The sequence below is a fragment of the Stenotrophomonas sp. 96582_Sma genome, from assembly GCF_056480905.1.
This window is the reverse complement of record NZ_CM151122.1, coordinates 3,575,600-3,600,085: the sequence shown is the minus strand read 5'-3', so window position 1 is coordinate 3,600,085 and position 24,486 is coordinate 3,575,600. Positions and strand designations below refer to the sequence as shown.

Sequence of the window (24,486 nt, the reverse complement as noted above, 5' to 3'; positions counted from 1 at the left end):
GGGGAGAACGCAATGAAGACGATGAACACGCAGCGTGGCATGACCCTGACCTCGTTCCTGACGGTCCTGATCGTGGTTGGCTTCTTCCTCTACATCGGCATGAAGCTGTTCCCGATGTACCAGGAGTACTACGCGGTGCGCTCGGCGATGAAGAGCCTGGCCAACGAGCCGGGCGTGGGCAGCATGGAGCCGGCGCGCATCCAGGATCTGTTCTTCAAGCGCCTGTACATCAACTATTCGGACAACGTGAAGCCGGCCAACGTGAAGTTCGACCGTCGCGACAATGGCTGGACCCTCAAGGTCAACTACGAAGTGCGCCGTCAGCTGATCGGCAACCTCGATGTGGTTGGCAAATTCGATTCTTCCCAGGACCTGACACGAAGCGGTGCCCAGTAAATTCATCCAACGTGGCGACCTGATCGGTCATGCCTTCAGCGACCCGGCCCTGCTCAAGCAGGCGCTGACGCATCGCAGTGCCGGTGCGCCGCACAACGAGCGCCTGGAGTTCCTCGGCGACAGCATCGTCAACATGATGGCGGCCGAGGCGTTGTACCGACGCTGGCCCAAGGCCGACGAAGGCGCGATGACCCGTGCCCGTGCCGAGCTGGTGCGTGAAGGCGCGCTGGCGGTGATCGGGCGCACCCTGGAACTCGGCGAACGGCTGACCCTGGGCCCGGGCGAAATGAAGTCCGGCGGTCATCGTCGCGACTCGATTCTGGCCGACGCCGTGGAAGCCGTGGTGGCCGCGATCTACCTGGATGCCGGCTTCGAGGCCTGCCGGGCGGTGGTACTGCCCTGGTTCAGCGCTTCGATCGAGGCACTGCCGGCTTCCGGTCGGCCCGAGAAGGACCCCAAGACCCGCCTGCAGGAATGGCTGCAGGCCCGACAGAAGGCGTTGCCGCAGTATGAACTGGTGTCAGAATCCGGTGACGACCATGCCAAGCACTTCCGGGTACGCTGCATCGTAGCCGACCCGGCCGCCAGCACCGAGGGCGAAGGCGCCTCGCGGCGGCTTGCCGAACAACAGGCGGCTGCGGCCGTCCTAGAACAACTGGATTCCAAGTGAGCGAACAAACTCCCCATCATTGCGGCAGCGTGGCCGTCATCGGCCGCCCGAACGTGGGCAAATCGACCCTGACCAATGCCCTGGTCGGCGCCAAGGTCAGCATCGTTTCCAACCGCCCGCAGACCACGCGCCATCGCCTGCTGGGCATCGCCACCTATCCGGAAGGCCAGCTGGTGCTGGTCGACACCCCCGGCCTGCACAAGGTGCAGAAGCGGGCGATGAACCGGGTGATGAACCGCGCCGCGCGCGGCTCGCTGGAAGGCGTCGATGCCGGCCTGCTGGTGATCGAAGCCGGTCGCTGGGACGAGGAAGACAGCCTGGCCTTCAATGTTCTGCGCGACGCCGGTATCCCGGTGGTGCTGGTGGTCAACAAGATCGACCGGCTGAAGGACAAGGGCGCGCTGTTGCCGTTCCTGCAGGAAGTCACGGCCGGCCGCGATTTCTCGTCGGTGCATCCGATCTCGGCGCAGAAGCGCAACGGCCTGGAAGCACTGGTACGCGACGTACTGGCGCTGCTGCCGGAAGCGCCGCCGATGTTCGGCGAAGACGAGATCACCGACCGCAGCCAGCGCTTCCTGGCCGGCGAACTGGTACGTGAACAGCTGATGCGCCAGCTCGGCGAAGAGCTGCCGTATGCCACCACCGTGGAAATCGAGCGCTTCACCGAAGATGGCAACCTGCTGCGCATCGGTGCGGTGATCTGGGTCGAGCGCGAGGGCCAGAAGGCGATCGTGATCGGCAAGGGTGGTACCCGCCTGAAGGAGATCGGGGCCAAGTCCCGCCTGCAGATGGAGCGCCTGTTCGGCGCCAAGGTGTTCCTGGAGACCTGGGTGCGCGTGCGTGAAGGCTGGTCCGACGACGAGGCCGCACTGAAGGCCTTCGGTTACGAGTAAGCCGTTGCAGTCGCTTCGATGATGATCGAGGACGACACCGGCTTCGTGCTGCATGCACGGGCCTATCGCGAGACCAGCCTGCTGGTCGAAGTGCTGAGCGCGCAGCATGGCCGGATCGGCCTGCTCGCGCGTGGCGTATCCACCGCCAAGGGACAGGTGCTGCGCGCGGCCCTGCAGCCGCTGCAGTGGATCCGCTTCAGTGCCCAGCAGCGGGGCGAATTGGCCCAGCTGCGGGGTGCCGAGGCACTGGATGCTGCCCCGCGCCTGGTCGGCCAGGCGATGCTGGCCGGCTTCTATCTGAGTGAATTGACCCTGCGCCTGGCCCCGCGCCAGGACCCGCTGCCGGAGTTGTACCTAGCCTATGGCGAGGCACGCGCGCGGCTGGCCGTGGGCGCCGGCCTGGCCTGGACCCTGCGCCGGTTTGAGCGCGAGCTGCTGTCTGCGCTGGGCCTGGGTTTCGATCTGGACAGCGCCAGCGACGGCCAGCCGATCGACCCGGCCGCGCGCTACGAACTGGACCCACAGGAAGGCGCGCAGCGCCTGCTCAGCGAGCGCGGTGGGGAACGCCGGGCGGCCGCGACGGGTTCTGCGCTGCTGGCGCTGGCCGCCGATGAAGAGCCCGATGCCGCCGACCTGGCCAGCCTGCGCCTGCCGATGCGGCGGGTGCTGGCCCATCACCTGGGGCCACGAGGACTGAAGTCCTGGGAAATGCTCGAGCAGCTCGCTCCCAGGCGTTGAGGGGTGTTCGGCAGGGCTTGCAGCCCTGCACCTGCCGAATCAACGTCAACGTCAACGGCAAAAGCTGGCTATCCGTGGGATGGCGGGGTGGGTCCGGTTGAGGGGGGCGCTGCAAGTACGTCCCTGTAAGCTCGGTCGCCGCATCCATGCGGCTCACGCCCCCTCAACCGGACCCACCCCGCCTTCGACAGTTTCTCGCGAGCTGTCGGAATGGCACTCTGCTCTGGTGGGTGTCGACCTTGGTCGACACAGTAGAGCCACGCCATGCGTGGATGCGTTTCGATTTCAATTCGAAATATTTGATTCCGATTGAGATTCATCCACGCATGGCGTGGAGCTACTGCTAACCGTCATCAGGAATTTGTCGGGGGTGGGGCGGTGTGGGTGGGCAGGACCGTTGGCGCCATGGATGGCGCCATCGAGCCCCCATGGACGGGTTTACGGCGTGTCCTGCCCACCCACACCGCCCCGCCCAACAAGCAGAAAGCCAGAGCCGCTCTGGCTCTGGCCTTTGACGTTGCCCTGGCTTGAAGGCTTCGGCAGGTGCAGGGCGCAGCCCTGCCGAACAACCCTTAATGCAGCAGGGCAGCTACCGCGTCGCGGAACCCCGCCTGGGCCTGCCCGGACTCCGGCGCATGATGCAACTGGCGCACCGCACGGGCCAGACGTGCCGCACCCACGAATCCGCAGCTGGCCTGCAACCGGTGCAACTGGCTGCGCAGCTGGCGCTCGTCATGCTGGTCCACCGCCTGCTCGACCGCATCGCGTACGCCTGGCAGCTCGGCCAGGAACAGCTCGCGCAGCGCGATCAGGTGGTTGCGCTGGCCATTGAGCGCGGCCAGTGCCGCAGTCTCGTCCCAGTCCTGTACCTGCAGCTCGACCGCGGCCGGCGCCTGGGCCATGACGATCCCGGCCGGGCTGTTGACCAGGGCGCGGCGCACCGCCTTCAGCAGCTGGTCGCGGCCCAGCGGCTTGACCAGCGTGTCGCTGAAACCGGCCTCGCGCAGGCGCGCATGGATCGAGGTATCGCCGTCGGCGGTATGCGCCAACGCCGGGGTGTCGGGATGTGAACGGCGCAGTTCGCGCAGCAGCTGCGCGCCATTGCCGTCAGGCAGGTTGACGTCGATCAGCCACAGGTCATGCGCGCCGGGTTCGGCGCTGGCCAGGGCGCTGGCCAATGAATCTGCGGTGTCCACGTCCGCCGGTAACGTTTCCAACGCCGCCTTGAAAAAACCGCGGCTGATGATGTCGTCCTCGACAAGCAGGAAGCGGGGCCGGCTGGCCCGCGGGGTCATCTGCATCAGGGCTGCCTCCATGTCAGCTGTTGCAATCATCAAGCACAGCGGCGGCGGGCGCAAGCGGGTCCGGACCCTGCCGGTCAGGATCTGCGACAATACGCCCCCATTTTTGCCCGCAGCCTGTTGCCACGTGGCCCGATCCCGCTCCCGCATCGACCGTACCCCGTTCCAGACCGAGATCCTCGACCTCAGCCATGATGGTCGCGGTGTCGCCCGCCGTGAAGGCGAGGGCGGCAAGGTCACCTTCGTCAGCGGCGCCCTGCCGGGCGAGGTGGTCATGGCCGAACAGACCGCCCGCAGCCGCCATTTCGACGAAGCGCGTACGGTGGAAGTGCTGCAGGCCTCGCCGCAGCGCGTCACCCCGAAGTGCCCGCACTTCGGCACCTGCGCCGGCTGCGTGCTGCAGCACCTGGACGAAGACCAGCAGATTGTCGCCAAGCAGCGCGTGCTGATGGACAACCTGGAGCGCATCGGCCACGTGAAGCCGGGCACCGTGCTGGCGCCGCTGGTCGGTGAGAGCTGGGGCTACCGGCGCAAGGGTCGCTTCTCGGTGCGCCGGGTCGAAAAGAAGGACAAGACCCTGGTCGGCTTCCGTGAACAGGATCCGCGATTCGTCGCCGACCTCAGCCAGTGCCTGACCGTGATCCCCGAGATCGGCACCAAGGTCGAGGCGCTGTCCACCTTCATCGAATCGCTCGATGGCAAGCGTGACATCCCGCAGATCGAATTCATCGCTGGCGACCAGGCCGTGGTCCTGACCGTGCGCCACCTGCAGCCGCTCAGCGATGCCGACCGCGTGGCCTGGGCCGCCTTCGGCCAGCAGCATGGCTTCGTGATCTACCTGCAGTCCGGTGGCGTGGATACCGTGCAGCCGCTGGACGGGCAGGGCGTGCCGCTGTCGTTCCGGCTGGCGCCGTGGGACGTGGAGCTGGCGTTCCGTCCGTTGGACTTCATCCAGGTCAACGCCAAGCTCAACGAGAAGATGATCGCCCACGCCCTGGACCTGCTGGAGCCGGGTGAGGACGAGCGTGTGCTGGACCTGTTCTGCGGCCTGGGCAACTTCACCCTGCCGCTGGCGCGCCGCGTGCGCGAAGTGGTCGGTGTGGAAGGTGATGCTGGCCTCGTCGCGCGGGCCCGTGAGAATGCCGAGCGCAACGGCCTGACCAACGCCCAGTTCTTCAGCGCCGACCTCACCCAGGACCAGCGCAGCACGCCGTGGATGCGCCAGGGCTTCGACAAGCTGCTCTTGGATCCGCCGCGCTCGGGCGCGATCGAAGTGCTGCAACAGCTGCCGCTGAAGCAGTTCAAGCGAATCGTCTACGTCAGCTGCCACCCGGGTTCGCTGGCACGCGATGCCGGCTATCTGGTCAACGAACAGGGCTTCACCCTGGTCAGTGCCGGTGCCATGGACATGTTCCCGCACACCGCACACGTGGAAAGCATCGCGGTATTCGAGAAGCGCTGATCGGCTGTCATGCCCATCGCGCATAATGGCGCGATGGGCATCGAAATCGAACGCAAATTCCTCGTCAGCAGTGATGGCTGGCGCGCCGCCGCGCACCGGGTGATCCCGATGGCGCAGGGCTACATCAACGACATGGGCGCGCTCGACCGCGGCACCCAGAACGCCTCGGTGCGCGTGCGCATCGAGGGCGACTACGCCGCGCTGAACCTGAAGTCGCGCACCATCGGCCACACCCGCCAGGAGTTCGACTATCCGATCCCGGTGGACGATGCGCGCGCACTGCTGGCGCTGTGCGTGGGCGGCCTGATCGACAAGCGCCGCCATCTGGTCGAACACGCCGGCCTGACCTGGGAGGTGGACGAGTTCCTCGGCGACAACGCCGGCCTGGTAGTGGCTGAGGTTGAGCTGGACAGCGCTGACCAGACCATCGACCTGCCGGACTGGGTGGGTGCCGAAGTCACCGATGATGCCCGCTACTACAACGTTGCCCTGGCCAGCCACCCGTATTCAGAGTGGTGAAACCACCCAAAAAGGGGACGGAGGGGATTAAGTCGTCTTTACCCCATCTGTGCGGGAAACGACTTAATCCCCTCCGTCCCCTTTTATCGAGGGTGTCGGCCCCCATGTGGAAAGGATGAGAATCGACATCTACTCCGACGTGGTCTGCCCCTGGTGCTGGATCGGCAAGCATCGTTTCCAGCAGGGCGTGCAGTTGCTGGGCGCCAACGCGCCTGAACTCGATATCCACTGGCAGCCGTTCCAGCTCGACCCGGATGCTGACGCCACCCCGGTGCCGCTGCGCGAGGCCTATGTGCGCAAGTTCGGCGGCGTTGAGCGTACCGAACAGATCCTCGGCCAGACCCAGACCACCGCGCGGGCCGAGGGCCTGCCGATGGACTTCAGCCAGGGCCAGGTGCGGGTGACCACGCTGCCGGCGCACCGGGTGTTGTGGCTGGCAGGCGAGCACGGCGTGCAGGATGCGGTGGGCGAAGCACTGTTCCGCGCCCACTTCGAGCACGGCCAGAACCTGGCGGACCCCTCGGTGCTGATCAAGGCGGGCGCGGCAGGCGGCCTCGACGCGGGTGAAATCGCGCAGATGCTGGCCTCCGACCGCGGCCTGGCCGAGGTCGAAGCCAAGCTGGCGCAGGCTCATGCATTGGGCGTTTCTTCGGTGCCGACCTTCGTCATCGATGGGAAGTGGGCCATTTCCGGGGCGCAGCCCCCCGAGGCCTTCGCCAACGCCCTTCGCCAGATCGCCGCCGAGCAGGGCGCGCCTGCGGCCCCGGCTGACGGCGACGAGGCCTGCGGCCCGGACGGCTGCAAGGTCTGACCGGATCCGAAAAGGGGACGGAGGGAATTAAGACGTATCCAGCCCGTAGGGGCCGATTGCGGCTTAATCCCCTCCGTCCCCTTTTTCTGACCACTGCGCCTGTCGGCCGGTTCTGCGACAATGCGGCACTGCGCCATGCGGGCGCGCGTTGTGGAGATCGACCATGCTGCTGATCGGCGTTGCCGGCACCGAACTGACCGCCCAGGAACGTGACTGGCTGCAGCACGATGCCGTGGCCGGAGTGGTGCTGTTCAAGCGCAACTTCGCCTCGCGCCAGCAGGTGACCGATCTGAGCGCGGCGATCCGCGCTGCCGCGCCGCGCCCGCAGCTGATCTGCGTGGACCAGGAAGGTGGCCGCGTGCAGCGTTTCCGCGAGGGCTACAGCGAGTTGCCGCCACTGCAGGACATCGGGGCGATGTACGCCACCGACCCGCAGCAGGCGCTGGCCCTGGCCGAGCAGCACGCCTGGCTGATGGCCAGCGAAGTGCGCGCCAGCGGCCTGGACCTGAGCTTCGCGCCGGTGGTCGACCTTGGCCGTGGCAACCGTGCCATCGGCAACCGCGCCTTCAGTGAAGACCCGCAGGTGGTGGCCGCGTTCACCGCCGCCTACGTGCGCGGCATGCATGCGGTCGGCATGGCCGCCACGCTCAAGCATTTCCCCGGCCATGGCACCGTGCTGGAAGACACCCACGTGGATACCGCGATCGACCCGCGCGCGCTGGACGAGCTGCGCGCCCAGGACCTGGTCCCGTTCCAGGCCGGCATCGCCGCCGGTGCCGACGCGGTGATGATGGCGCACGTGATCTATCCGCAGGTGGCACCGGAACCGGCCGGCTATTCGCCGCGCTGGATCCAGGACATCCTGCGCGGCGAGCTCGGCTTCCGCGGCGTGGTGTTCTCCGATGACATCGGCATGGCCGCCTCGCACAGTGCCGGCGGCGTGCCGGCGCGCGTGCACGCGCATCTGGATGCCGGCTGCGACGTGGTGCTGGTCTGCCACCCGGAACTGGTCGATGAAGCCCTGCACGCCGTGCAGGGACGCTCCCTCAATACTGCTGCGCTGCTGGGCCTGCTGGGCCGCGGCGCGCTCGGCTGGGACGGCCTGCTGGCCGATGCCCGCCATGGCGACACCCAATCCCGTCTGCTTGAAACCCTTGGAAGAACCGTCTGATGCCCAACCTCACCATTTCCCAGGCCCTGGCCCAGGCTGACCTGCTGGTCGACCGCCCCACCATCGACAAGGCCATCGCTGGTATCGCCGACGCCATCGCGCGCGATTACAAGGGCGAGGTGCCGCTGTTCCTGTCCATCATGCACGGTGCGCTGCCGTTCGCCGGCCAGCTGGCGCTGGAACTGGGCGCGCGCGGCCAGGACGTGCAGTTCGATTACCTGCACGCCACCCGTTACCGCGGTGAAACCACCGGCGGCGACCTGGTCTGGAAGCACAAGCCGGCCACCTCGCTGTTCGGTCGCCGCGTGCTGCTGGTCGACGATATCCTCGACGAGGGCTACACCCTGCAGGGCGTGCGCACCTGGTGCCTGGAACAAGGCGCGACCGACGTGCGCATCGCCGCGATGACGGTGAAGAAGCACGACCGCGCGCTGCCGGACGTGACTGCCGACTACGCCGGCATCGAACTGCCGGACCGTTACGTGTTCGGCTTCGGCATGGACGTCAACGAAACCCTGCGCTGCGTGCCGGCCATCTACGCGATGAAGGAATAACGGCGCAGCCGCCCGCGGCGCGTCTTCTTCTGCCGCCGGCATCCTCGGGTGCCGGCGTTCGTCTTTTCATGGAGTGCTTCGAATGCAACAGATCGCCCTGGCCGTGATCGGCGGTACCGGTGTCTATAACCTGGCCAAGCTTGACGACGTGCAGACCCACGAGGTCGACACCCGCTTCGGCCGTCCGTCGGGCCCGGTGCGCGTTGGTACGCTGCTCGGCCATCGCGTGGCGTTCCTGGCGCGGCATGGCGAAGGCCATTCGCTGCCGCCGCACAAGATCAACTACCGCGCCAACCTGGCCGCGCTGCAGCAGCTGGGCGCGCAGCGCGTGCTGGCGTTGAACACGGTGGGGGGCATCACCGAACACTTTGGTCCGCGCGTGCTGGCCTGCCCGGACCAGATCATCGACTACACCTGGGGCCGCATCAGCACGATCTGTGAGGAAGAAGGCACCGACGTGGTCCACGTTGATTTCGGCCACCCGTACACACCAATGCTGCGCAGCAAGATCCTGGCGGCGGCCAAAGTGACCGGCGTCACGGTCCATGACGGTGGCTGCTACGGCGCAACACAGGGCCCGCGCCTGGAAACCATCGCTGAAATCGCCCGTATGCGCCGCGACGGCTGCGATCTGGTGGGCATGACCGGCATGCCGGAAGCCGCCCTGGCACGCGAGCTGGGGCTGGATTACGCCTGCCTGGCGATCATCGCCAACTGGGCTGCCGGCTGTGGTGATGGTGAGGAGATCACGATGGCCGAAGTGCTGGCCAACGTGCAGGCGGCCGGCAACGGACTTCCGGAACTGGTGGGCGAATTGGCACGGGGGTGATTGTCTTCCCCGAGCAAGCTTTGCATACTCAGCTTGTGCGCGGGTTCAGCGTACACCACCCATTCATTGCATAAGGTCTCGCATCACCATGCCGAACGGTACCGTCAAGTGGTTCAACGACGCCAAGGGATTTGGCTTCATCTCGCCGGAGGATGGCAGCGCCGACGTGTTCGCGCACTTCTCCGCCATCAACTCCAAGGGCTTCCGCAGCCTGCAGGAAGGCCAGCGTGTCACCTATGACGTGACCCAGGGCCCGAAGGGTGCCCAGGCTTCGAACATCACGCCGGCCGAGTGATCCACTCGACAGTGCGTTGAAAACCCCGCTTCGGCGGGGTTTTTTTTGCGCGGATTGCCCGCGACCCGCTCGCGATCCACCCGCCTCGGGCACAATGCGGCCATGACGGAACGACTGCGCATCGCCGTGATCGGCTACGGCACCGCTGGACAGGCAGTGTCCATCCTGCTCACCCGTGACGGCCACGAGGTGGAGATCTTCGAACGCGTGCCCACGCCGGGGCCGGTGGGTGCCGGTTTCCTGCTGCAGCCCAGCGGCCTGCAGGTACTGTGGCAGATGGGCCTGCTTGATTCCGTGCGCGCACATGCCGCGCCGGTGCACCGCCTGTATGGCGACACGCCGTGCGAGCGCGCGGTGATGGACATGCGCTACGAGGGACTGGATGCGCGCCTGCACGGCCTGGGCATGCAGCGCGGGGCCTTGTTCTCGCTGTTGGACGAGGCGCGCGCAGGCGAGGGCCAGCTGCATGCCGGTACCACCATTACCGAGGTGGATGCCGAACACGGCCGTCTGCGCGACAGCGACGGGCGCACGCATGGCCCGTTCGACCTGGTAGTGGTCGCCGATGGCGCCGCGTCGACGCTGCGCGGCACGATCGCCGGCGGTGCCGGGCTGGACCGCGTGTATCCGTGGGGGGCGCTGTGGTGCCTGCTGCCGGCCGAGGACTGGCCGCACGTGCAGGAGCTGCGGCAGCGTTACGTGGCCGCGCGCAAGATGATCGGACTGCTGCCGGTCGGCACGCGCCCCGGTGATGACACGCCGCGCCTGAGTTTCTTCTGGAGCCTGCCACGCGCTGACTTCGAACGCTGGCAGGCCGATGGCATGACGCCCTGGCTGGATGAACTGCATGCACTGTGGCCGCAGGCCAGTGCGCGCTTCGCCCATCTGCGTGATGCCGGCCAGTTGGCGCGCGCGGTCTACCGTGATGCGGTGATGACGCGCTGGTACCACGGCCGCATGGTGCTGGCCGGTGATGCCGCGCATGCGATGAGCCCGCAGCTGGGGCAGGGCGTGAACATGGCGCTGCTCGATGCGCTGGCGCTGCGCGATGCGGTGCGCACCTACGGCGGCAGCACGGTCGCGCTGCAGGCCTACCAGGCGCAACGCAGGGCACACGTTGCGGTGTACCAGCGCTGGAGTCGTTGGCTGACGCCGCTGTTCCAGTCCGACCGCGACGCCTGGGCGAAGGCGCGTGACGTGCTGCTGGGCCCGATGGGGCGCCTGCCCGGTGGCCGTGGCCACATGCTGCGCGTGCTCAGTGGCACCCAGCACGGCTGGTTCGGTGCACTTGCACTGGATCCGGCGTTCGTCGACGCACTGGCCACTGCAGCGGAAATGCCTCGTATCAACGCGATTTCGGCCAATGCGTGAAGCGCGTCGTCACCTGAATTAACGGTTGCCTCACCGCCGATATGCGAGAAGTAGGTTGCACGCGAATGCGCGTCGCCCGTTTTCCTTTCCGTGATCAACATCGCGCGTGGCCCGGGCGGCGCTGCCGTTGCGGCCTGTTGCGGCCCGGATGTGCCGCTGATGTTGAAGAGGAGGACGCCATGTTGTTCGCGGTCGAGGAGCTGGAATCGGAAATCTGCAAGCTGCGCGGATTGCTGCAGATGCTGCACGAGGACCAGCCCGACGTACTGGAGGACGTGTTCGAGTTCCATGTCGGCAGCCTGATCAGTCATGCATCAGCGGAGCACCACGCGCGCATCCGCACCTGCGCGCAGGAAATGCTGGCGGCGATCCAGGCGTTGCCGCGACGACGTGAGGGCGACACGCCTGATTTCCAGTTGATGCCGCAGCTGGGCATTCGTCCGGCCTGATTCAAGCCACCGGCAGTTGCACCAGGCCGTTTTCCACGCAGGCGACCCTTTGCTCGCCGCGGGCGGGCACGGGCACGATGCCGGCAGTGAACGCGGAGAAGGCCGGCAGCACCGTCATCCGCTCACGCAGCCAGAACGCGGGGAAGCGCCGTCGCAATGGCGGCAAGGCGACCTGCGGATGCAGATGCCCGGCGATCACATGCAGCTCTGCATCGGGCATCGGCTCATGGCGAAGCAGGAACGGCTGCAGCCGCACTTCATCGTGGATCTGTACCTGCAACTGAGCATGCGGCAGCTGGCGGTCGTGATTGCCGCGCAGGACATGCACGTCCAGCGAAGCATTGCGTTCGCGCCATGCCAGCCATTGCTGGTACCACGCAGCGCGATGCGCCGGTCCATGCAGGATGTCACCCAGGATCCACAGCTCGCGACAGGCATGCCTGTCCAGCAGCCCCTGCAGGCGTTGCAGGTCTTCGCCGGTGCCGCCGCTGGGCAATGCGATGCCGGCGCGGCGGAATACATCGGCCTTGCCCAGGTGCAGGTCGGCGATCAACAGCGCCTGCCGCGCGGGCCAGTACAGCGCACGCGCGCCAAGCAGAATCAGCGATTCGCCGGCGCGCAGCAGCGGCAGTTCATCGACCATGGCGGCGCTCCAGCTGCTGGGCCGCGCGTTGCACGCGGGTGCGCCAGTCCTCGTTGCTGAACTGCCCGCGCAGGCGTTCGGCCCATAACGGGAAGCCCAGTGGCGTGAGTGATGTCGGGTGCTGCACCGAGAGGGCCTGCATGCCGATCCTTGCCAGGACCTGCTGTAGTCCCGGCAGGTCCAGGCTGTCATGCAGCACTTCGCGTTCGGCCAATGCCAATAGCAGGTGGCCGGGGTCATGCTCGCGCAGTACGTCGTAGAGCAGGCCTGCCGAGGCCTGCAGCTGGCGCAGCGATCGCGGCATACCGCCGGGCAGGCTGGGGACCAGCAGGCCCGCTACGCGTGCGATGCCACGGAACTGGCGGCGCGCCAGCTCGCCCAGGTTCACCGCGGCACGTAGATCGTCCAGCAGCTGATCGGCGGTGAACAATGCTCGCCATTGCGCCGCATCCAGTTCGATCGCCTGCGCCGGTGCCAGCACCAGGCCATGATCGTTCACCGCGTAGCCGATGCTGTTGCGCTGCCGGCGGGTACAGCGCAGTGCCAGCAAGGCGGCCAGCGCCTCGTGCACGTGACGGCCGGCAAAAGGGTAGACGAACAGGAACTGGCCGTCGCGGCGCCGCACCTCTTCCACCAGCAGATGCTCTGGTCCGGGAAGCGTCGACAACTGCTGCTGCAGTGCCAGCAAGGGGGACAACCAGCGTGATTCGGCACTGTCGTGGGCGCCGGACAGTACCCACTCCAGCTCGCGGCCGAGCGGCATCGACAGTGGCAACTGGCCTCCCTGCCAGCGCGGCACCACACCATCACCGCGCCCTCGTGCCAGCCGCACGAAGGCGGTCATGTCGCGCAGCTGCACCAGTTCCAGCAGGCGCCCGGCGAACTGGAAACGGTCGCCGCGACGCAGGCGGCTGGCGAACTGTTCCTCCACGGCACCCAGGCCACCACCGCGCAGGAACTGCACGCGCACGCTGCCATCGCTGCTGATGGTGCCGATCGACAGCCGATGTCGCAGCGCCTGGCGACGGTCGTGCATGCGGTACCGGCCATCGGCATCACGCACGACCTTGTGGAAATCGGGGTACTGGGCCAGGGCCTGGCCACCCTGCACGATGAACGTCAGCACGGCCTGCCACTGGTCTTCGCCGAGCGACGCAAAGGCATGTGTACGCCGTACCTGCGCCAGCAGCGCATCGCTGTCGAAGCCACCGGCCAGCGCGCGGCTGACCGCATGCTGGGCCAGCACATCCAGCGACAGCGTCGGCGGCCGGCGCGCTTCGACCACGCCCTCGGCCAATGCACGGCGCACCGCGGCGTATTCGGCCAGCTCCAGTGCATGGCTGGGCACGCACAGGATGGAACCGCTGGCACCCGGGCGGTGACGCGCACGTCCCGCGCGTTGGCGCAGGCGGGCCACGCCCTTCGGGCTGCCCAGCTGCAGTACCTGCTCAACCTCGGGGAAGTCCACGCCGAGGTCGAGGCTGGAGGTGGCAACCACGCAGCGCAGCGCGCCCGCGCGCAGGCCATCCTCGACTTGCTGGCGCAGTGCTGGATCCAGCGAGCCGTGGTGCAGCGCAAGCGTGTCCGGGGCTTCCGGCCAGACCGCGGCCAGCGCCTGATGCCACAGTTCTGCCTGCGCACGGGTGTTGGTGAACAACAGGCTGCTGCGTGCCCGCATCAACGCGTCCAGCACCCGCGGCAGCTGCGCCAGGCCCAGATGCCCGGCCCACGGAAAACGTTCGCCGGGTTCCGGCAGCAGGCTGCGCACGCTGATCGCGCGCGGGCGCACGCCCTGCACGATCGGCGCGTCGGGCTGTCCGGGCAGCAGCACGTCGCGCGCCTCATCCAGGTTGCCCAGCGTGGCCGAAAGCCCCCACAGCTGCACTGCAGGCGCAGCTTCGCGCAACACCGCCAGGTTCAACTGCAGCAGCACACCGCGCTTGTTGCCCAGCAGCTCATGCCATTCGTCCACCACCACGCAGCGCAGCTGGCGCATGCGCGGCAACGTATCCGGATAGCTCAGCAGCAGCGCCAGTGATTCGGGCGTGGTTACCAGTACGTCGATGCGGCCTTCGCGGGCCTGGCGCCGCTCGCGGTTGCTGGCGTCACCGCTGCGCAGGCCGACACGCCATCCCAGTCCCAAGCCGTCGACGACGGCCTGGAGCGCGCGTGCGGTATCACTGGCCAATGCGCGCAAGGGCGTTACCCACAGCACCTGCAGCGGACGCACCGCACTTGCGAGGCGGGGAGCCGACGGCGGATCGATCATCGCCTGCAGCAGGGGGCCACCGAACATCGCCAGCGTCTTGCCGCTGCCGGTGGGCGTATGCAGCAACCCGGATTCGCCGGCGAGATAGTGCCGCCACATCGCGCGCTGGAACGGCAGTGAGCGCCAGCCTCGCGTCGCGAACCAGTCTTCCAGCCGGCGCAGCGCCTGGCTGCGGGTCATCGTGCCAGCGCCTGCAGGCTGGCCAGCTGGTCGGCCTCACTGGCCGGTTTGTCGTGCCGCCAGCGCAGGATGCGCGGAAAACGCACGGCGATCCCCGACTTGTGCCGGCTGCTGCGGTTGACCGCTTCGAAACCCAGCTCGAACACCTGTTCGGCGCGTACGCTGCGCACCGGCCCGAAACGCTCGCGGGTGTTGGCGCGGATCCAGCGGTCAAGCGCGAGGATCTCCTTGTCGTCCAAGCCCGAATACGCCTTGGCCACCGGCACCAGCGTGTCGCCGTCCCAGACGCCGAAGGTGTAGTCGGTGTACAGCGTGCTGCGCCGCCCATGGCCAGCCTGTGCGTACAGGAGCACCGCATCGATGGTGAGCGGATCGACCTTCCATTTCCACCAGTCACCGCGGCGTCGCCCAGCCAGGTAGGGTGAGCCGCGTCGTTTCAGCATCAGCCCTTCCACGCCACGCTCGCGTGCCACATCGCGCATCGCCGCCGCCTGCGCCCAGTCGACGGCGGCAACGTCGGGCGACAGCTGGATCCGCACATCGTCCAATGCACCGATGACCGCGGCAAGCCGCGTACGCCGTTCCTGCAACGGCAGCTCACGCAGATCCGCGCCATCGTGCTCCAGCAGGTCATAGGCGAGCACGCGTACCGGCGTGTTGCGCAGAGTCGCTGCTCCTGGCTTGCGACGCTGGATGCGGGTCTGCAGGGCGGTGAATGCGCGCGGCAGGTTGGCGGTCTCGTCCCAGGCCAGCAGCTCTCCGTCCAGCACGCAGCCCTCCGGCAACGCCATCGCGGCGTGCTCGATCTCGGGGAAGCGGCCATCCAGTCGTTCCTCGCCACGGGACCACAGCGCGACTTCGCCACGCCGGCGCAGCAGCTGCAGGCGTATGCCATCCCATTTCCATTCCAGCAGCCAGTCGTCGATCGCGCCGAGGCGTTCGGCAGGATCGACTTCCAGAGGGGAGGCGAGGAAGAAGGGGTAGGGCTGCTGGCGGTCGGACGGCAGTTCGTCCGGTGACAGCAGTTGAGCCAGCAGCCCGGGCGAGGGGACCCACTCGCCGAGCATGCGCTGGGCGATGCGTGCGATGTCCAGGCCGGACCATTCCGCCAGTGCCTGCTGTACCAGTCGCTGCGAAACGCCAACGCGCAGGGCGCCGGTCAGCAGTTTGTTGAACACCAGGCGTTCGCGGCTGCACAGCTGCTGCCAGCCCGAGACCACCGCCTCGCGGCGTACCGGTTCGGGCTGGTTGGCCACGGCCAGCAGGTGCTGTTCGATCCATTCGGCCAATGGCCGGTCGAGCGAAGGCTGCGCTGGATCATCCAGCAGCAGGGTCAGTGTCTCGGCCAGGTCTCCGACCTGGGCATAGCTGTCTTCGACCAGCCACGGTGGCAGCGCTGATTCTTCGGCAATCCAGGCGCGCAGTTCGCCACTGGCGGCGATCTTCCGGCGTGCACCGCCCACTTTGCCGCCGCTGAGCAGGTACAGCGCCCACGCCGCATCATGCGCACGCGCGTGGCGGAAGTAGTCGACCAGCGCCGCACGCTTGTCCAGTGTCGCGGTGCTGCGGTCCAGGCGCTGGTAGAGCGCAGCGAAGGCCTTCATTCCTCGCTCCCGAAATCGGTGCGGAAGGCTTCGGCAGCCACGCCGCGCTCGCGCAGGAACGGAATCAACGCATCGGTATTGCCATGGGTAGCGATCACCCGCTGCGCGCCTGTCTGTTCGATGGTCTGCAGCAGTGCTGGCCAATCGGCGTGATCGGAAATGACGAAACCGCGATCGACATTGCGGCGCCGCCGATTGCCGCGCAGCTGCATCCAGCCGGATGCGAAGCCCAGCTGGTGGCGGCCGAAGCGGCGCATCCAGGGCGTGCCCGCAGCCGACGGCGGCGCGAGGATCAGCTGGCCGGCGGCATCAGGCTGGCGGCCCTGCTCGGCCACGGTGAGCGTCTCCAGCATCGGCACCCCGGCCTGCCGGTACACCGCCACGCCATTGGCGATGGCGCCGTGCAGCCAGGCTGGGCGATCGTCCAGCGGCAGCAGCTCGGCCAGCACCCGCTGTGCCTTGCCCAGTGCGTAGCACAGCAGGATCGCGGCTTCGCCACGTTGTTCGCATTCGCGGCGCCACGCCACGATCTCTGCAGCCACCGCCGGCGTGTCCGGCCAGCGGTAGATCGGCAGTGCGAACGTGGCTTCAGTGATGAAGGTATCGCAGGGCACCACTTCGAACGGTGTGCAGGTCGGATCAGGCTGTCGCTTGTAGTCGCCGGAGGCGACCCAGACCTGTCGCCCGTCGTCGATGCGTACCTGTGACGAACCGAGCACGTGGCCGGCCGGATGCAGCGATACCTGCACCTGCCCGAGGCGGAACGGCACACCCTCGGCATGCGCCTGCACCGGCACGTCACCCAGGCGCCAGCGCAGGATCGGCAGGCTGCCTTCGCTGCAGTGGTACTCCCTCATGCCCGGGCGGGCATGGTCGCCGTGGCCATGGGTGATGACCGCGCGCGCTACCGGTCGCCACGGGTCGATATGGAAATCGCCGGCGGCGCAGTACAGCCCCTCCGGGCGCAGCACCACCAGATCGTCGTTGCCTGCCATGCGGTCACTGTGGCCTGCGTCTCGTGCAGAGGGTGAGAACCGGCCTGAACACGGGCTTGGCAGGCGATGCGGCACAATCGGGCCGCAGACCTCTTGCCGCCAGGATGGACCGGATGAGTGGACCCAGCTTCAGCAGCAACGCACCGTATGAAACCCATGTGGTGTTGAACCAGCCGCCGCCGTTCGCAGGGCGACAGTTGTGGACCGACGACGTGGCGCTGATGGAGGCCGTACAGCGCGAAGGCGCCGCCAGCTTCGCGCCGCGACTGGGTGTCTATGGTGCACTCGCCGGTGATGAACTGTACCGGCTGGGCTTCGATGCCAACCGTGATCGTCCGCGGCTGCGCACGCATGATGCACAGGGCCATCGCATCGACACCGTGGAGTTCCATCCGGCCTATCACCAGTTGATGGACACGGCAAAATCGCACGGTGTCGCTGGATTGTCCTGGCATGAGCCGCAGCCCGGCGCGCACGTGGCACGTGCAGTGTTGAGCTACCTGCATCACCAGGCCGAGGCGGGCACCAGCTGCCCGTTGACCATGACCCATGCGGCAGTGGCGGTACTGCATTCGCAGCCGCATCTGGCCGAGTGGGCGCGCAAGGCCGCTGCGCCGGTCTATGACCCGCGCGACGTGCCGGTGGCGGACAAGGCCGGCATCACCCTGGGCATGGGCATGACCGAGAAGCAGGGCGGCTCGGATGTCCGTGCCAACAGTACGCGCGCCGAACCGATCGATGGCGAGCGTTACCGTCTGGTCGGCCACAAGTGGTTCTTTTCTGCACCGATGTGCGATGGCTTCCTGGTGCTGGCGCAGGCGCCGGGAGGCCTGACCTGCCTGCTGATGCCGCGCCGGCTGGCCGATGGTGACCGCAATGCGTTCCGGTTGATGCGGCTGAAGGACAAGCTCGGCGATTGGGCCAACGCTTCCAGTGAGGTCGAGTTCTGCGGCGCACAGGCATGGCGCGTGGGCGAAGAGGGGCGCGGCGTGGCCACCATCATCGGCATGGTGATGATGACCCGCCTGGACTGCATGCTGGGTGCAGCGGCGGAGATGCGCATGGCGCTGGCGCAGGCGCTGCACCACGCACGTCATCGACGTACCTTCGGCAAGCTGCTGGTCGAGCACCCGCTGATGACCAACGTGCTGGCTGATCTGGCGCTGGAGTCGGAAGCGGCCACGGTGTTGGCGATGCGGATCGCGCGCGCGGTGGATCGCGCCGGTGTGGATGCCAATGAAGCCGCGATGGCGCGGTTGGGGACGGCGCTGGGCAAGTACTGGCTGTGCAAGCGCGCGCCCGCCTTCGTCAATGAAGCGCAGGAATGCCTGGGCGGTGCGGGCTACGTGGAGGAGTCGATGCTGCCGCGCCTGTACCGGCAGGCACCGTTGAATTCGATCTGGGAGGGCAGCGGCAACATCCAGTGCCTGGATGTGCTGCGTGCGCTGGCGCGTGAACCGGAGGCGATGGCGGCGCTGCGCGGTGAGCTGGCATCGGTGGCTGACCGTGATGGGCGCTATGCAGCGGCATTGCAGCGTTGGGCAGCGGCACCGCCACCGGAGGAAGCGCAGGCGCGGCTGTTCTGCGAGCGCACTGCGCTGCTGCTGCAGGCGGCGCTGCTGCTGCGTGCGCGCAGCCCGATGGCGGAGGCATTCGTGCGTAGCCGGCTGGAAGGGGAGCACGGGCTGGCGTTCGGGACGCTGCCGGCGGGGGTGGAGCTGACGGCGATGCTGGCGCGCGCGCTGCCGTAGGAGGCGGCCAACGGCGGAGCCCCTCGTGGTGGGCGCTGATACTGATGGGTGGGCCGCGCGGGTAGGTCGCGCAGGGGGCGCTGCAAGTACGTCCATGTAAGCTCGGGCGCGCCATCCATGGCGCTTACGCCCCTGCGCAACCTACCCGCGCGTCCGTGGACACTTTCCGTACGCGTCCAGCACGGAATCAACAGAAAGAGCAGAGAGCGAAAAGCAGAAAAGCCGCGGCAGTGCCGCGGCTTTTCCTGTGCAGCCGAGCCGATGCTCGGCTGGTCGGTAGCGCCGGGCCATGCCCGGCGAACGAACCGTTAGTGCTTGGCTTCTTCCTTGGCGGCGTTGGCCTTGGCGTCATTGGCGACATCGCGGGCCTTGTCGGCGACCTTCTGTGCGGCGTTCGCAGTGGCGTCGCTGGCGTGTGCGGCGGCATCGGTTGCGGCGTCCTTGGCCTTGTCGGCGGCGTTGGCGGTGGCGTCTGCAGCCTTGTCCAGCGCCTGCTGGGTATCGGCGGCGGCCTGCTCGGACGCGGCAGCGGTCTTGTCGGCGGCGTCGCGGGTGGCTTCGGCGGCCTTGTCCACGGCGTCACGGGCGGCAGCGCCTGCGCTGTCGGCAGCCTGCTGTGCGTCCTGCTTGGCCTGTTCGGCTTCCGGGCCCTTGCAGGCGGCCAGGGCCAGCAGCAGGGAGGCGGCCAGCAGGGTGGTGGTGATCGGACGAATCTTCATGGCGGTCTCCGGTACTGCAATGGATGGGGACGCCAGCCTATTCATGCCGTTGTGAAGACGGGGTCGCGATGCAGCGGCTCAGTCGCGCGCATTCGAAAAAAAAAAAAGCCGCTGGCGAACCAGCGGCTTTTCCAGAACAGCGTGAAGAAAGAAGTTATTACTTCTTGGCTTCTTCAGCAGCGTCCTTGGCCTTCTCAGCGGTGCCTTCAGCAGCCTTGGCAGCGTCAGCAGCGGCGCCGGCAGCGGCGTCGGTGGCAGCAGCGCCAGCCTGGGCAGCAGCGTCAACCGAAGCGTCAGCAGCGGTGGCGGCGGTGTCAGCGGCCTGCTGGGCAGCGTCGGCGGTCTGGGCGCCAGCAGCGGCGGCCTGGTCGGCAGCAGCCTGGGCTTCGGTGGCGGCTTCGTTGGCCGAAGCAGCGGCGTCCTGGGCAGCTTCCTGCTTCGAGCAGGCGGCCAGGGCCAGAGCCAGGGACATCGCGACCAGCAGCTTGTTGATGCTCATTGTGTAAATCCTCGTCGTTAGAATTAGGCAACGCGCATGCTGCGCGCCGACAACATGATGACAAGCCAAGATTGGGTGTCAAGCGATCCCGCATTCATTTTTGCGAAATCATCGTTAAATCTTTTTAAATCAATTCGATGGCGATTGCGGTTGCTTCGCCGCCGCCGATGCACAGGGTGGCAATGCCGCGCTTGCCACCGCGCGTGCGCAGGGCGTTGACCAGGGTCACCACCAGGCGTGCGCCGGAGGCACCGATCGGATGGCCCAAAGCGCAGGCACCGCCATTCACGTTGAGCTTGTCGTGCGGAATGCCCAGTTCGCGCATCGGCGCCATCGCCACCACGGCGAAGGCTTCATTGATCTCGAACAGATCGACCTGGTCCAGCGACCACCCGGTCTTGTCCAGCAGTTTGTGCAGCGCGCCGATCGGGGCGGTGGTGAACCACTCCGGTTCCTGCGAATGGGTCGCGTGGCCGACGATGCGGGCCAGCGGGGTGATGCCGCGAGCGGCTGCATCTTCCTCGGTCAGCAGGACCACTGCAGCAGCGCCGTCGGAGATGCTGGAGGAACTGGCGGCAGTGACGCTGCCGTCCTTCTTGAAGGCCGGGCGCAGGGTCGGGATCTTGGCGATGTCCGAGCGGCCCGGCTGCTCGTCGGTGGCGACCTCGACCTCGCCCTTGCGGGTGGCGACCTTCACCGCGACGATTTCATCGGCGAACGCACCGTTGGCCTGCGCCGCCTGCGCGCGCTTGACCGATTCGATGGCGTAGGCGTCCTGCTCTTCGCGGCTGAACTGGTATTTGTCCACGGCGCATTCGGCGAATTCACCCATCGCCTTGCCGTCATAAGCGTTGACCAGGCCATCGTGGGCCATGTGATCGACCGCCTGGAAGTTGCCGAAGCGGTTGCCGGTGCGCGAGTTCGGCAGCATGTGCGGCGCGTTGGACATCGATTCCATGCCGCCGGCGACAACGATGCTGGCCGAACCGGCCTTGATCAGGTCATGACCGAGCATGATGGTCTTCATGCCCGAGCCGCACACCTTGTTCAGCGTGGTGGCACCGGTCGACAGCGGGATGCCGGCAGCGATCGCCGCCTGGCGGGCGGGCGCCTGGCCGAGGTTGGCCGGCAGCACGCAGCCCATGAGGACTTCGGAAACGTCGCTGGCCGGGATGCCCGACTGTTCCAGGGCGGCAGCGATGGCGGCCGCGCCGAGGGTCGGGGTCGGCACGCCGTTGAACTGGCCGAGGAAGGAGCCGATGGCGGTGCGCTTGGCGGCGGCGATGACGATGTTGGACATGGCAATCTCGTTGATGCGTAAGCAATGTTCGGAAAGGAGACCGGGGGCCGTTGGATGTGCCCCGGTTTCCCGGCAGACTGCGTGGGGGTCGACCCAAGTATAGAGGGTCGGGGAGGGCCGCCGCTGGGCGCGGCCGCACGCCTGCCGGGATGAAGGCAGGACAACGTTCATGGGAAGGAATCGATGGAACGCACGATGATGGTGAGGTCTGTCCTGGGAACCGCGCTGCTGGTAGTGCTGACGGCCTGTGGTGGAGGTGGCGGGGGCGGCAACGTGCGCATCGATACCCCGCCACCACCGCCGCCACCGACTACCCCGCCACCGACGACGCCGCCCCCGGTCAAACCGCAGGAGCCGGCCTTCGACGCGCATCTGTCAGTCACCAATGCGCGCGCCGCACAGGCTGCCGGCCTGACCGGCCAGAACGTGCGCATCGGCATCGTCGACTCCGGCGTGCAGCGCAATGCGGTGGCGTTGAATGGCCGGGTGCTGGCCAACCTCAACTACATCGATCCGGCCAGGAACAATCTGAGTGTCGATGATGTGGTCGGCCACGGCACCGCCGTGGCCAGCCTCGCCGCCGGCGCGGCAACGGGCTCCTGGCCGGGTGGCGTCGCGCCAAAGGCGCAGATCGTGTCGGCACGGATCATTGCCGACAAGCCGCCGGTCGATGACGGCAGCGGCAAGGGCAATTCCTTCAGCGGCCCGCTGGGCGTGGCCCAGGTCCACCAGGACCTGATCAGCTACAACGTGAAGGTGATGAACAATTCGTGGGGCGGCCTGTACTGGACCGACCTGCCGACCACCGCGCAGGTGGCCGCCGAATATCGCCCCTTCGTGATCAACCATGGCGGGCTGGTGGTGTTCGCCGCGGGCAATGACGGCCGCAGCGAGCCGAGCAGCCTGGCCGCACTGCCCAGCCAGCAGGGCGTGGCCGGCACGCTGCCGGCTGCCGACCTGGAGCGCGGCTGGCTGGTGGCCACCGCCGTGGATCCGTATGCGCCCGGTACGCTGGCCAGCTATGCCAATGCCTGTGGCCAGGCGGCCCGCTACTGCCTGGCGGCGCCCGGCAGCGCGGTCTACCCCGATGCCAACGGTGGCAGCTACTACTGGAACTACGGAACGTCATTCGCGGCGCCCTTGATTTCCGGTGCGGCGGCGCTGGTCTGGGAGCGCTTCCCGTACTTCAGCAACGATCTGGTGCGGCAGACCCTGCTGGGTACCGCCAAGGACATCGGTGCGCCGGGCGTGGATCCGGTGTTCGGCTACGGCCTGCTCGACATCGGTCGTGCGATCAACGGTCCGGGTCGTTTCGACTGGGGTGATGTGGTCGCCAACGTGGATCTGGCCTCGACCGGCTCGGCGTGGCGCAACGATATCGTCGGCAGCGGCGGGCTGGTCAAGCAGGGCGGGGGCACCCTGGTGCTGGCCGGCAACAACAGCTACACCGGTGCCACCCGCATCGAACGCGGCATCCTGTCGCTGCAGAACGGTGGCGTGATCCGTTCCAACGTGACCATCCTCGGCCAGTCCGATCCGGATTCGACCGGCCTGCAGTTCAATGGCGGCACGCCCCGCGTGATCGGCAATGTGGTCAACGGCAGCAGCGTATTCCTCACCACCGGCAACACCACCGGCACCATCGAGGGCAACTACACGCAGCAGGCCGGCGCACAGTTGATGATCGCATTGGGCGCCAATGCGCTGCAGGTCACCGGCAATGCCACGATCGACGGTGGCGTGCGCGTGCATGGCTTCGTTTCCGGCTACGTGCCACAGAACGGCAGCCGGCAGGACCTGATCCATGCGGCAGGCGGACTCAGCGGCACCTTCAGTACGCCGGCTACCTCCAGCGGCCTGCAGGGCCTGTCACTGCTGCAGAGCAGCTATGGCTATGACAGCAACAATGCGTGGTTGAACCTGACCCAGGTCAGCGTCACCGCAGCGGCCAGCGGGCTGGGGGCGTCCGCCCAGGCGGCAGCACAGCGCCTGGAGGGTGCATTCGCAGCGCTGGACAAAAACGCAGGCCTGCAGGGATCGGCCTTTGGTGCAGCGGCCGGTGCCCTGCAGTGGACCGGCGGTGGCCCGCAGGGCCTGGCCGCCAGCCTGCAGAGCCTGTCCGGTCAAGCGCATGCGCGAGCCGAAGCAGCGACCTTCGACAGTATCGACATGTCGCGGCGTGCGATCGCCGAACGCTTTGATCGTGTACAGGCCGCACCGCGCATGCGCGGGAGCTGGCAGAGCGCGCTGGGTGAGGCGGGGCAGGGCAGCTTTGCCGGCAACGCTGCCGACAGCCGGGGCTGGATGGCCGGCCAGGATCTGCCACTGGGCAGCAACGGCCTGATGGGCGTGGCGTTTGGTGAGACACGCAGCACTGGTGGCAGCAGTTTCGGCGGCGATCGTGGGCGTGATCGCCAGGCGCAGGCGCAGCTGTACGCCGGCTGGAATCTGGGGCGTGGCTACGCGTTGGCCCAGGTGGGCAGCGGTCAGTTCACCCGCGCGCTGGATCGTCAGCTGCTGCTCGGTGCGGGTGCCTATGGCGTCTCCGCGCGGTACGGCGGCCGTTTCAGCAGTGCCAGCGTGGAGGGCGGGTACCGGCTGGGGCGTGCGGGCGCATCGATGACGCCCTACGTCGGTGCCAGCACCACGCGTGTGGAGACCGACGCCTTCAATGAACTCGGCGGCTTTGGTTTCGGCCTGCGGGGCGATGCCAACCGCGTGCAGCGCAGCCAGATGCTGGCCGGTATCCGCGGCGAGCGCGGCTGGGGGCGTTGGACGCTGCGTGGGCATGCCGAATGGCAGCAACGGCTTGATGGTGCGGATGCGGACTGGCAGGCCAGCTTCGTCGGCGTCGATGCCTGGGCGCCATTGGCGGGCTGGAACGCGCCGCGCGGCAGTGCGCTGATCGGTGTGGCGCTGGAATCGTGGTGGGGCCGCAATGGCCGCCTGAGCCTGGGCTTCGACCAGCGTGTTGGTGGCGAAGGTGCGCGGCAGGCCGCCTTGCGCTACAGCACCGGCTTCTGAAGGACGGCTCGCGCCGGGTCATGCCCGGCGCGACATCGGCAGG

The 24,486-nt window shown here is 67.5% G+C and carries 23 protein-coding genes; 15 read left to right on the top strand and 8 right to left on the bottom strand.

Annotated features, from left to right (window positions below; genetic code table 11):
- The first annotated feature begins 12 nt into the window (after positions 1-12).
- From ACZK2R_RS16900 to recO, 4 genes are read left to right on the top strand one after another with little or no spacing between them, the layout of a single operon-like run.
- The gene (locus tag ACZK2R_RS16900; RefSeq protein WP_010482821.1) at positions 13-396 is read left to right on the top strand and encodes a DUF4845 domain-containing protein; all 384 of its coding nucleotides are present in this window, start codon (positions 13-15) and stop codon (positions 394-396) included.
- Positions 386-1,066, top strand: a complete 681-nt coding sequence (gene rnc, locus ACZK2R_RS16895) for a ribonuclease III (RefSeq protein WP_012511808.1) — start codon at positions 386-388, stop codon at positions 1,064-1,066. Before ACZK2R_RS16900 ends, rnc begins: the two co-directional genes overlap by 11 nt.
- Positions 1,063-1,959 (top strand): GTPase Era, encoded by an 897-nt coding sequence (gene era / locus ACZK2R_RS16890; RefSeq protein ID WP_006382863.1) that lies wholly within the window; start codon positions 1,063-1,065, stop codon positions 1,957-1,959. Before rnc ends, era begins: the two co-directional genes overlap by 4 nt.
- 18 nt (positions 1,960-1,977) lie before the next feature.
- Entirely contained in the window at positions 1,978-2,697 is a 720-nt protein-coding gene (gene recO / locus ACZK2R_RS16885) for a DNA repair protein RecO (protein WP_032129846.1), read from the top strand.
- Positions 2,698-3,269: 572 nt separating this feature from the next.
- Here the strand turns inward: recO and ACZK2R_RS16880 are convergent.
- A complete protein-coding gene (locus ACZK2R_RS16880) occupies positions 3,270-3,998 on the bottom strand; it encodes a response regulator (protein ID WP_125895831.1) in 729 nt (242 codons plus the stop codon).
- Between the two features lie 127 nt (positions 3,999-4,125).
- Between ACZK2R_RS16880 and rlmD the strand changes: the two genes are divergently transcribed.
- The 9 genes from rlmD (at position 4,126) to ACZK2R_RS16835 (ending at position 11,459) form a co-directional block, all read left to right on the top strand.
- Positions 4,126-5,460: a 23S rRNA (uracil(1939)-C(5))-methyltransferase RlmD gene (rlmD, locus tag ACZK2R_RS16875; RefSeq protein ID WP_125895832.1), complete on the top strand. Its 1,335-nt coding sequence runs from the start codon at positions 4,126-4,128 to the stop codon at positions 5,458-5,460.
- Positions 5,461-5,493: 33 nt separating this feature from the next.
- Complete coding sequence (locus ACZK2R_RS16870; protein ID WP_125895839.1) at positions 5,494-5,979, top strand: CYTH domain-containing protein; 486 nt, start codon at positions 5,494-5,496, stop codon at positions 5,977-5,979.
- A 115-nt stretch (positions 5,980-6,094) separates the two neighbouring features.
- Positions 6,095-6,790, top strand: coding sequence for a DsbA family oxidoreductase (locus tag ACZK2R_RS16865; RefSeq protein ID WP_121504611.1), 696 nt, complete (start codon positions 6,095-6,097; stop codon positions 6,788-6,790).
- A 163-nt stretch (positions 6,791-6,953) separates the two neighbouring features.
- Positions 6,954-7,961: a beta-N-acetylhexosaminidase gene (gene nagZ / locus ACZK2R_RS16860; protein ID WP_032129343.1), complete on the top strand. Its 1,008-nt coding sequence runs from the start codon at positions 6,954-6,956 to the stop codon at positions 7,959-7,961.
- Entirely contained in the window at positions 7,961-8,515 is a 555-nt protein-coding gene (locus tag ACZK2R_RS16855; protein WP_005410592.1) for a hypoxanthine-guanine phosphoribosyltransferase, read from the top strand. The genes nagZ and ACZK2R_RS16855 overlap by 1 nt, the downstream gene beginning before the upstream one ends.
- Before the next feature lie 82 nt (positions 8,516-8,597).
- Positions 8,598-9,344 (top strand): S-methyl-5'-thioinosine phosphorylase, encoded by a 747-nt coding sequence (locus ACZK2R_RS16850; protein ID WP_010482830.1) that lies wholly within the window; start codon positions 8,598-8,600, stop codon positions 9,342-9,344.
- A gap of 88 nt (positions 9,345-9,432) precedes the next feature.
- Positions 9,433-9,639, top strand: coding sequence for a cold-shock protein (locus ACZK2R_RS16845; protein WP_005410590.1), 207 nt, complete (start codon positions 9,433-9,435; stop codon positions 9,637-9,639).
- Positions 9,640-9,741: 102 nt separating this feature from the next.
- Entirely contained in the window at positions 9,742-11,010 is a 1,269-nt protein-coding gene (locus ACZK2R_RS16840) for an FAD-dependent oxidoreductase (RefSeq protein ID WP_125895833.1), read from the top strand.
- Between the two features lie 179 nt (positions 11,011-11,189).
- Positions 11,190-11,459, top strand: coding sequence for a hypothetical protein (locus ACZK2R_RS16835; protein ID WP_032129345.1), 270 nt, complete (start codon positions 11,190-11,192; stop codon positions 11,457-11,459).
- 1 nt (position 11,460) lies between these two features.
- Here ACZK2R_RS16835 and pdeM read toward each other — a convergent pair whose 3' ends face one another.
- From pdeM to ACZK2R_RS16815, 4 genes are read right to left on the bottom strand one after another with little or no spacing between them, the layout of a single operon-like run.
- The gene (gene pdeM / locus ACZK2R_RS16830) at positions 11,461-12,102 is read right to left on the bottom strand and encodes a ligase-associated DNA damage response endonuclease PdeM (protein WP_180838501.1); all 642 of its coding nucleotides are present in this window, start codon (positions 12,100-12,102) and stop codon (positions 11,461-11,463) included.
- Positions 12,092-14,551: a ligase-associated DNA damage response DEXH box helicase gene (locus ACZK2R_RS16825; protein WP_180838500.1), complete on the bottom strand. Its 2,460-nt coding sequence runs from the start codon at positions 14,549-14,551 to the stop codon at positions 12,092-12,094. The genes pdeM and ACZK2R_RS16825 overlap by 11 nt, the downstream gene beginning before the upstream one ends.
- Positions 14,548-16,155: an ATP-dependent DNA ligase gene (locus ACZK2R_RS16820; RefSeq protein WP_180838499.1), complete on the bottom strand. Its 1,608-nt coding sequence runs from the start codon at positions 16,153-16,155 to the stop codon at positions 14,548-14,550. Before ACZK2R_RS16820 ends, ACZK2R_RS16825 begins: the two co-directional genes overlap by 4 nt.
- Positions 16,152-17,150 carry a ligase-associated DNA damage response exonuclease gene (locus ACZK2R_RS16815; RefSeq protein WP_180838498.1) on the bottom strand — a complete coding sequence of 333 codons (999 nt, stop codon included), beginning with the start codon at positions 17,148-17,150 and terminating at the stop codon, positions 16,152-16,154. Before ACZK2R_RS16815 ends, ACZK2R_RS16820 begins: the two co-directional genes overlap by 4 nt.
- A 113-nt stretch (positions 17,151-17,263) precedes the next feature.
- Here ACZK2R_RS16815 and ACZK2R_RS16810 point away from each other — a divergent pair, with 113 nt between their 5' ends.
- Positions 17,264-18,901, top strand: a complete 1,638-nt coding sequence (locus tag ACZK2R_RS16810; protein ID WP_049398306.1) for an acyl-CoA dehydrogenase family protein — start codon at positions 17,264-17,266, stop codon at positions 18,899-18,901.
- A 308-nt stretch (positions 18,902-19,209) separates the two neighbouring features.
- On the opposite strand, the gene ACZK2R_RS16805 is transcribed toward ACZK2R_RS16810, so the two are convergent.
- From ACZK2R_RS16805 to ACZK2R_RS16795, 3 genes are all read right to left on the bottom strand, one after another.
- Entirely contained in the window at positions 19,210-19,620 is a 411-nt protein-coding gene (locus ACZK2R_RS16805; RefSeq protein ID WP_014647982.1) for a hypothetical protein, read from the bottom strand.
- Between the two features lie 157 nt (positions 19,621-19,777).
- Positions 19,778-20,119, bottom strand: a complete 342-nt coding sequence (locus tag ACZK2R_RS16800) for a hypothetical protein (RefSeq protein WP_004153024.1) — start codon at positions 20,117-20,119, stop codon at positions 19,778-19,780.
- A gap of 124 nt (positions 20,120-20,243) precedes the next feature.
- The gene (locus ACZK2R_RS16795) at positions 20,244-21,419 is read right to left on the bottom strand and encodes a thiolase family protein (protein ID WP_121504604.1); all 1,176 of its coding nucleotides are present in this window, start codon (positions 21,417-21,419) and stop codon (positions 20,244-20,246) included.
- 183 nt (positions 21,420-21,602) lie between these two features.
- Between ACZK2R_RS16795 and ACZK2R_RS16790 the strand changes: the two genes are divergently transcribed.
- Positions 21,603-24,443 (top strand): S8 family serine peptidase, encoded by a 2,841-nt coding sequence (locus tag ACZK2R_RS16790; protein ID WP_180838497.1) that lies wholly within the window; start codon positions 21,603-21,605, stop codon positions 24,441-24,443.
- Positions 24,444-24,486: the final 43 nt, after the last annotated feature.

Coding starts and splice junctions, on each gene's coding strand:
- ACZK2R_RS16825 (WP_180838500.1), bottom strand. CDS start 14,551: ATGACCCGCAGCCAGGCGCTGCGCCGGCTGGAAGACTGGTTCGCGACG.
- ACZK2R_RS16810 (WP_049398306.1), top strand. CDS start 17,264: ATGAGTGGACCCAGCTTCAGCAGCAACGCACCGTATGAAACCCATGTG.
- ACZK2R_RS16865 (WP_121504611.1), top strand. CDS start 6,095: ATGAGAATCGACATCTACTCCGACGTGGTCTGCCCCTGGTGCTGGATC.
- ACZK2R_RS16855 (WP_005410592.1), top strand. CDS start 7,961: ATGCCCAACCTCACCATTTCCCAGGCCCTGGCCCAGGCTGACCTGCTG.
- ACZK2R_RS16815 (WP_180838498.1), bottom strand. CDS start 17,150: ATGGCAGGCAACGACGATCTGGTGGTGCTGCGCCCGGAGGGGCTGTAC.
- ACZK2R_RS16880 (WP_125895831.1), bottom strand. CDS start 3,998: ATGCAGATGACCCCGCGGGCCAGCCGGCCCCGCTTCCTGCTTGTCGAG.
- ACZK2R_RS16845 (WP_005410590.1), top strand. CDS start 9,433: ATGCCGAACGGTACCGTCAAGTGGTTCAACGACGCCAAGGGATTTGGC.
- recO (WP_032129846.1), top strand. CDS start 1,978: ATGATGATCGAGGACGACACCGGCTTCGTGCTGCATGCACGGGCCTAT.
- ACZK2R_RS16820 (WP_180838499.1), bottom strand. CDS start 16,155: ATGAAGGCCTTCGCTGCGCTCTACCAGCGCCTGGACCGCAGCACCGCG.
- ACZK2R_RS16800 (WP_004153024.1), bottom strand. CDS start 20,119: ATGAGCATCAACAAGCTGCTGGTCGCGATGTCCCTGGCTCTGGCCCTG.
- ACZK2R_RS16790 (WP_180838497.1), top strand. CDS start 21,603: ATGGAACGCACGATGATGGTGAGGTCTGTCCTGGGAACCGCGCTGCTG.
- ACZK2R_RS16900 (WP_010482821.1), top strand. CDS start 13: ATGAAGACGATGAACACGCAGCGTGGCATGACCCTGACCTCGTTCCTG.
- ACZK2R_RS16805 (WP_014647982.1), bottom strand. CDS start 19,620: ATGAAGATTCGTCCGATCACCACCACCCTGCTGGCCGCCTCCCTGCTG.
- ACZK2R_RS16835 (WP_032129345.1), top strand. CDS start 11,190: ATGTTGTTCGCGGTCGAGGAGCTGGAATCGGAAATCTGCAAGCTGCGC.
- ACZK2R_RS16870 (WP_125895839.1), top strand. CDS start 5,494: ATGGGCATCGAAATCGAACGCAAATTCCTCGTCAGCAGTGATGGCTGG.
- ACZK2R_RS16840 (WP_125895833.1), top strand. CDS start 9,742: ATGACGGAACGACTGCGCATCGCCGTGATCGGCTACGGCACCGCTGGA.
- ACZK2R_RS16795 (WP_121504604.1), bottom strand. CDS start 21,419: ATGTCCAACATCGTCATCGCCGCCGCCAAGCGCACCGCCATCGGCTCC.
- pdeM (WP_180838501.1), bottom strand. CDS start 12,102: ATGGTCGATGAACTGCCGCTGCTGCGCGCCGGCGAATCGCTGATTCTG.
- ACZK2R_RS16850 (WP_010482830.1), top strand. CDS start 8,598: ATGCAACAGATCGCCCTGGCCGTGATCGGCGGTACCGGTGTCTATAAC.
- nagZ (WP_032129343.1), top strand. CDS start 6,954: ATGCTGCTGATCGGCGTTGCCGGCACCGAACTGACCGCCCAGGAACGT.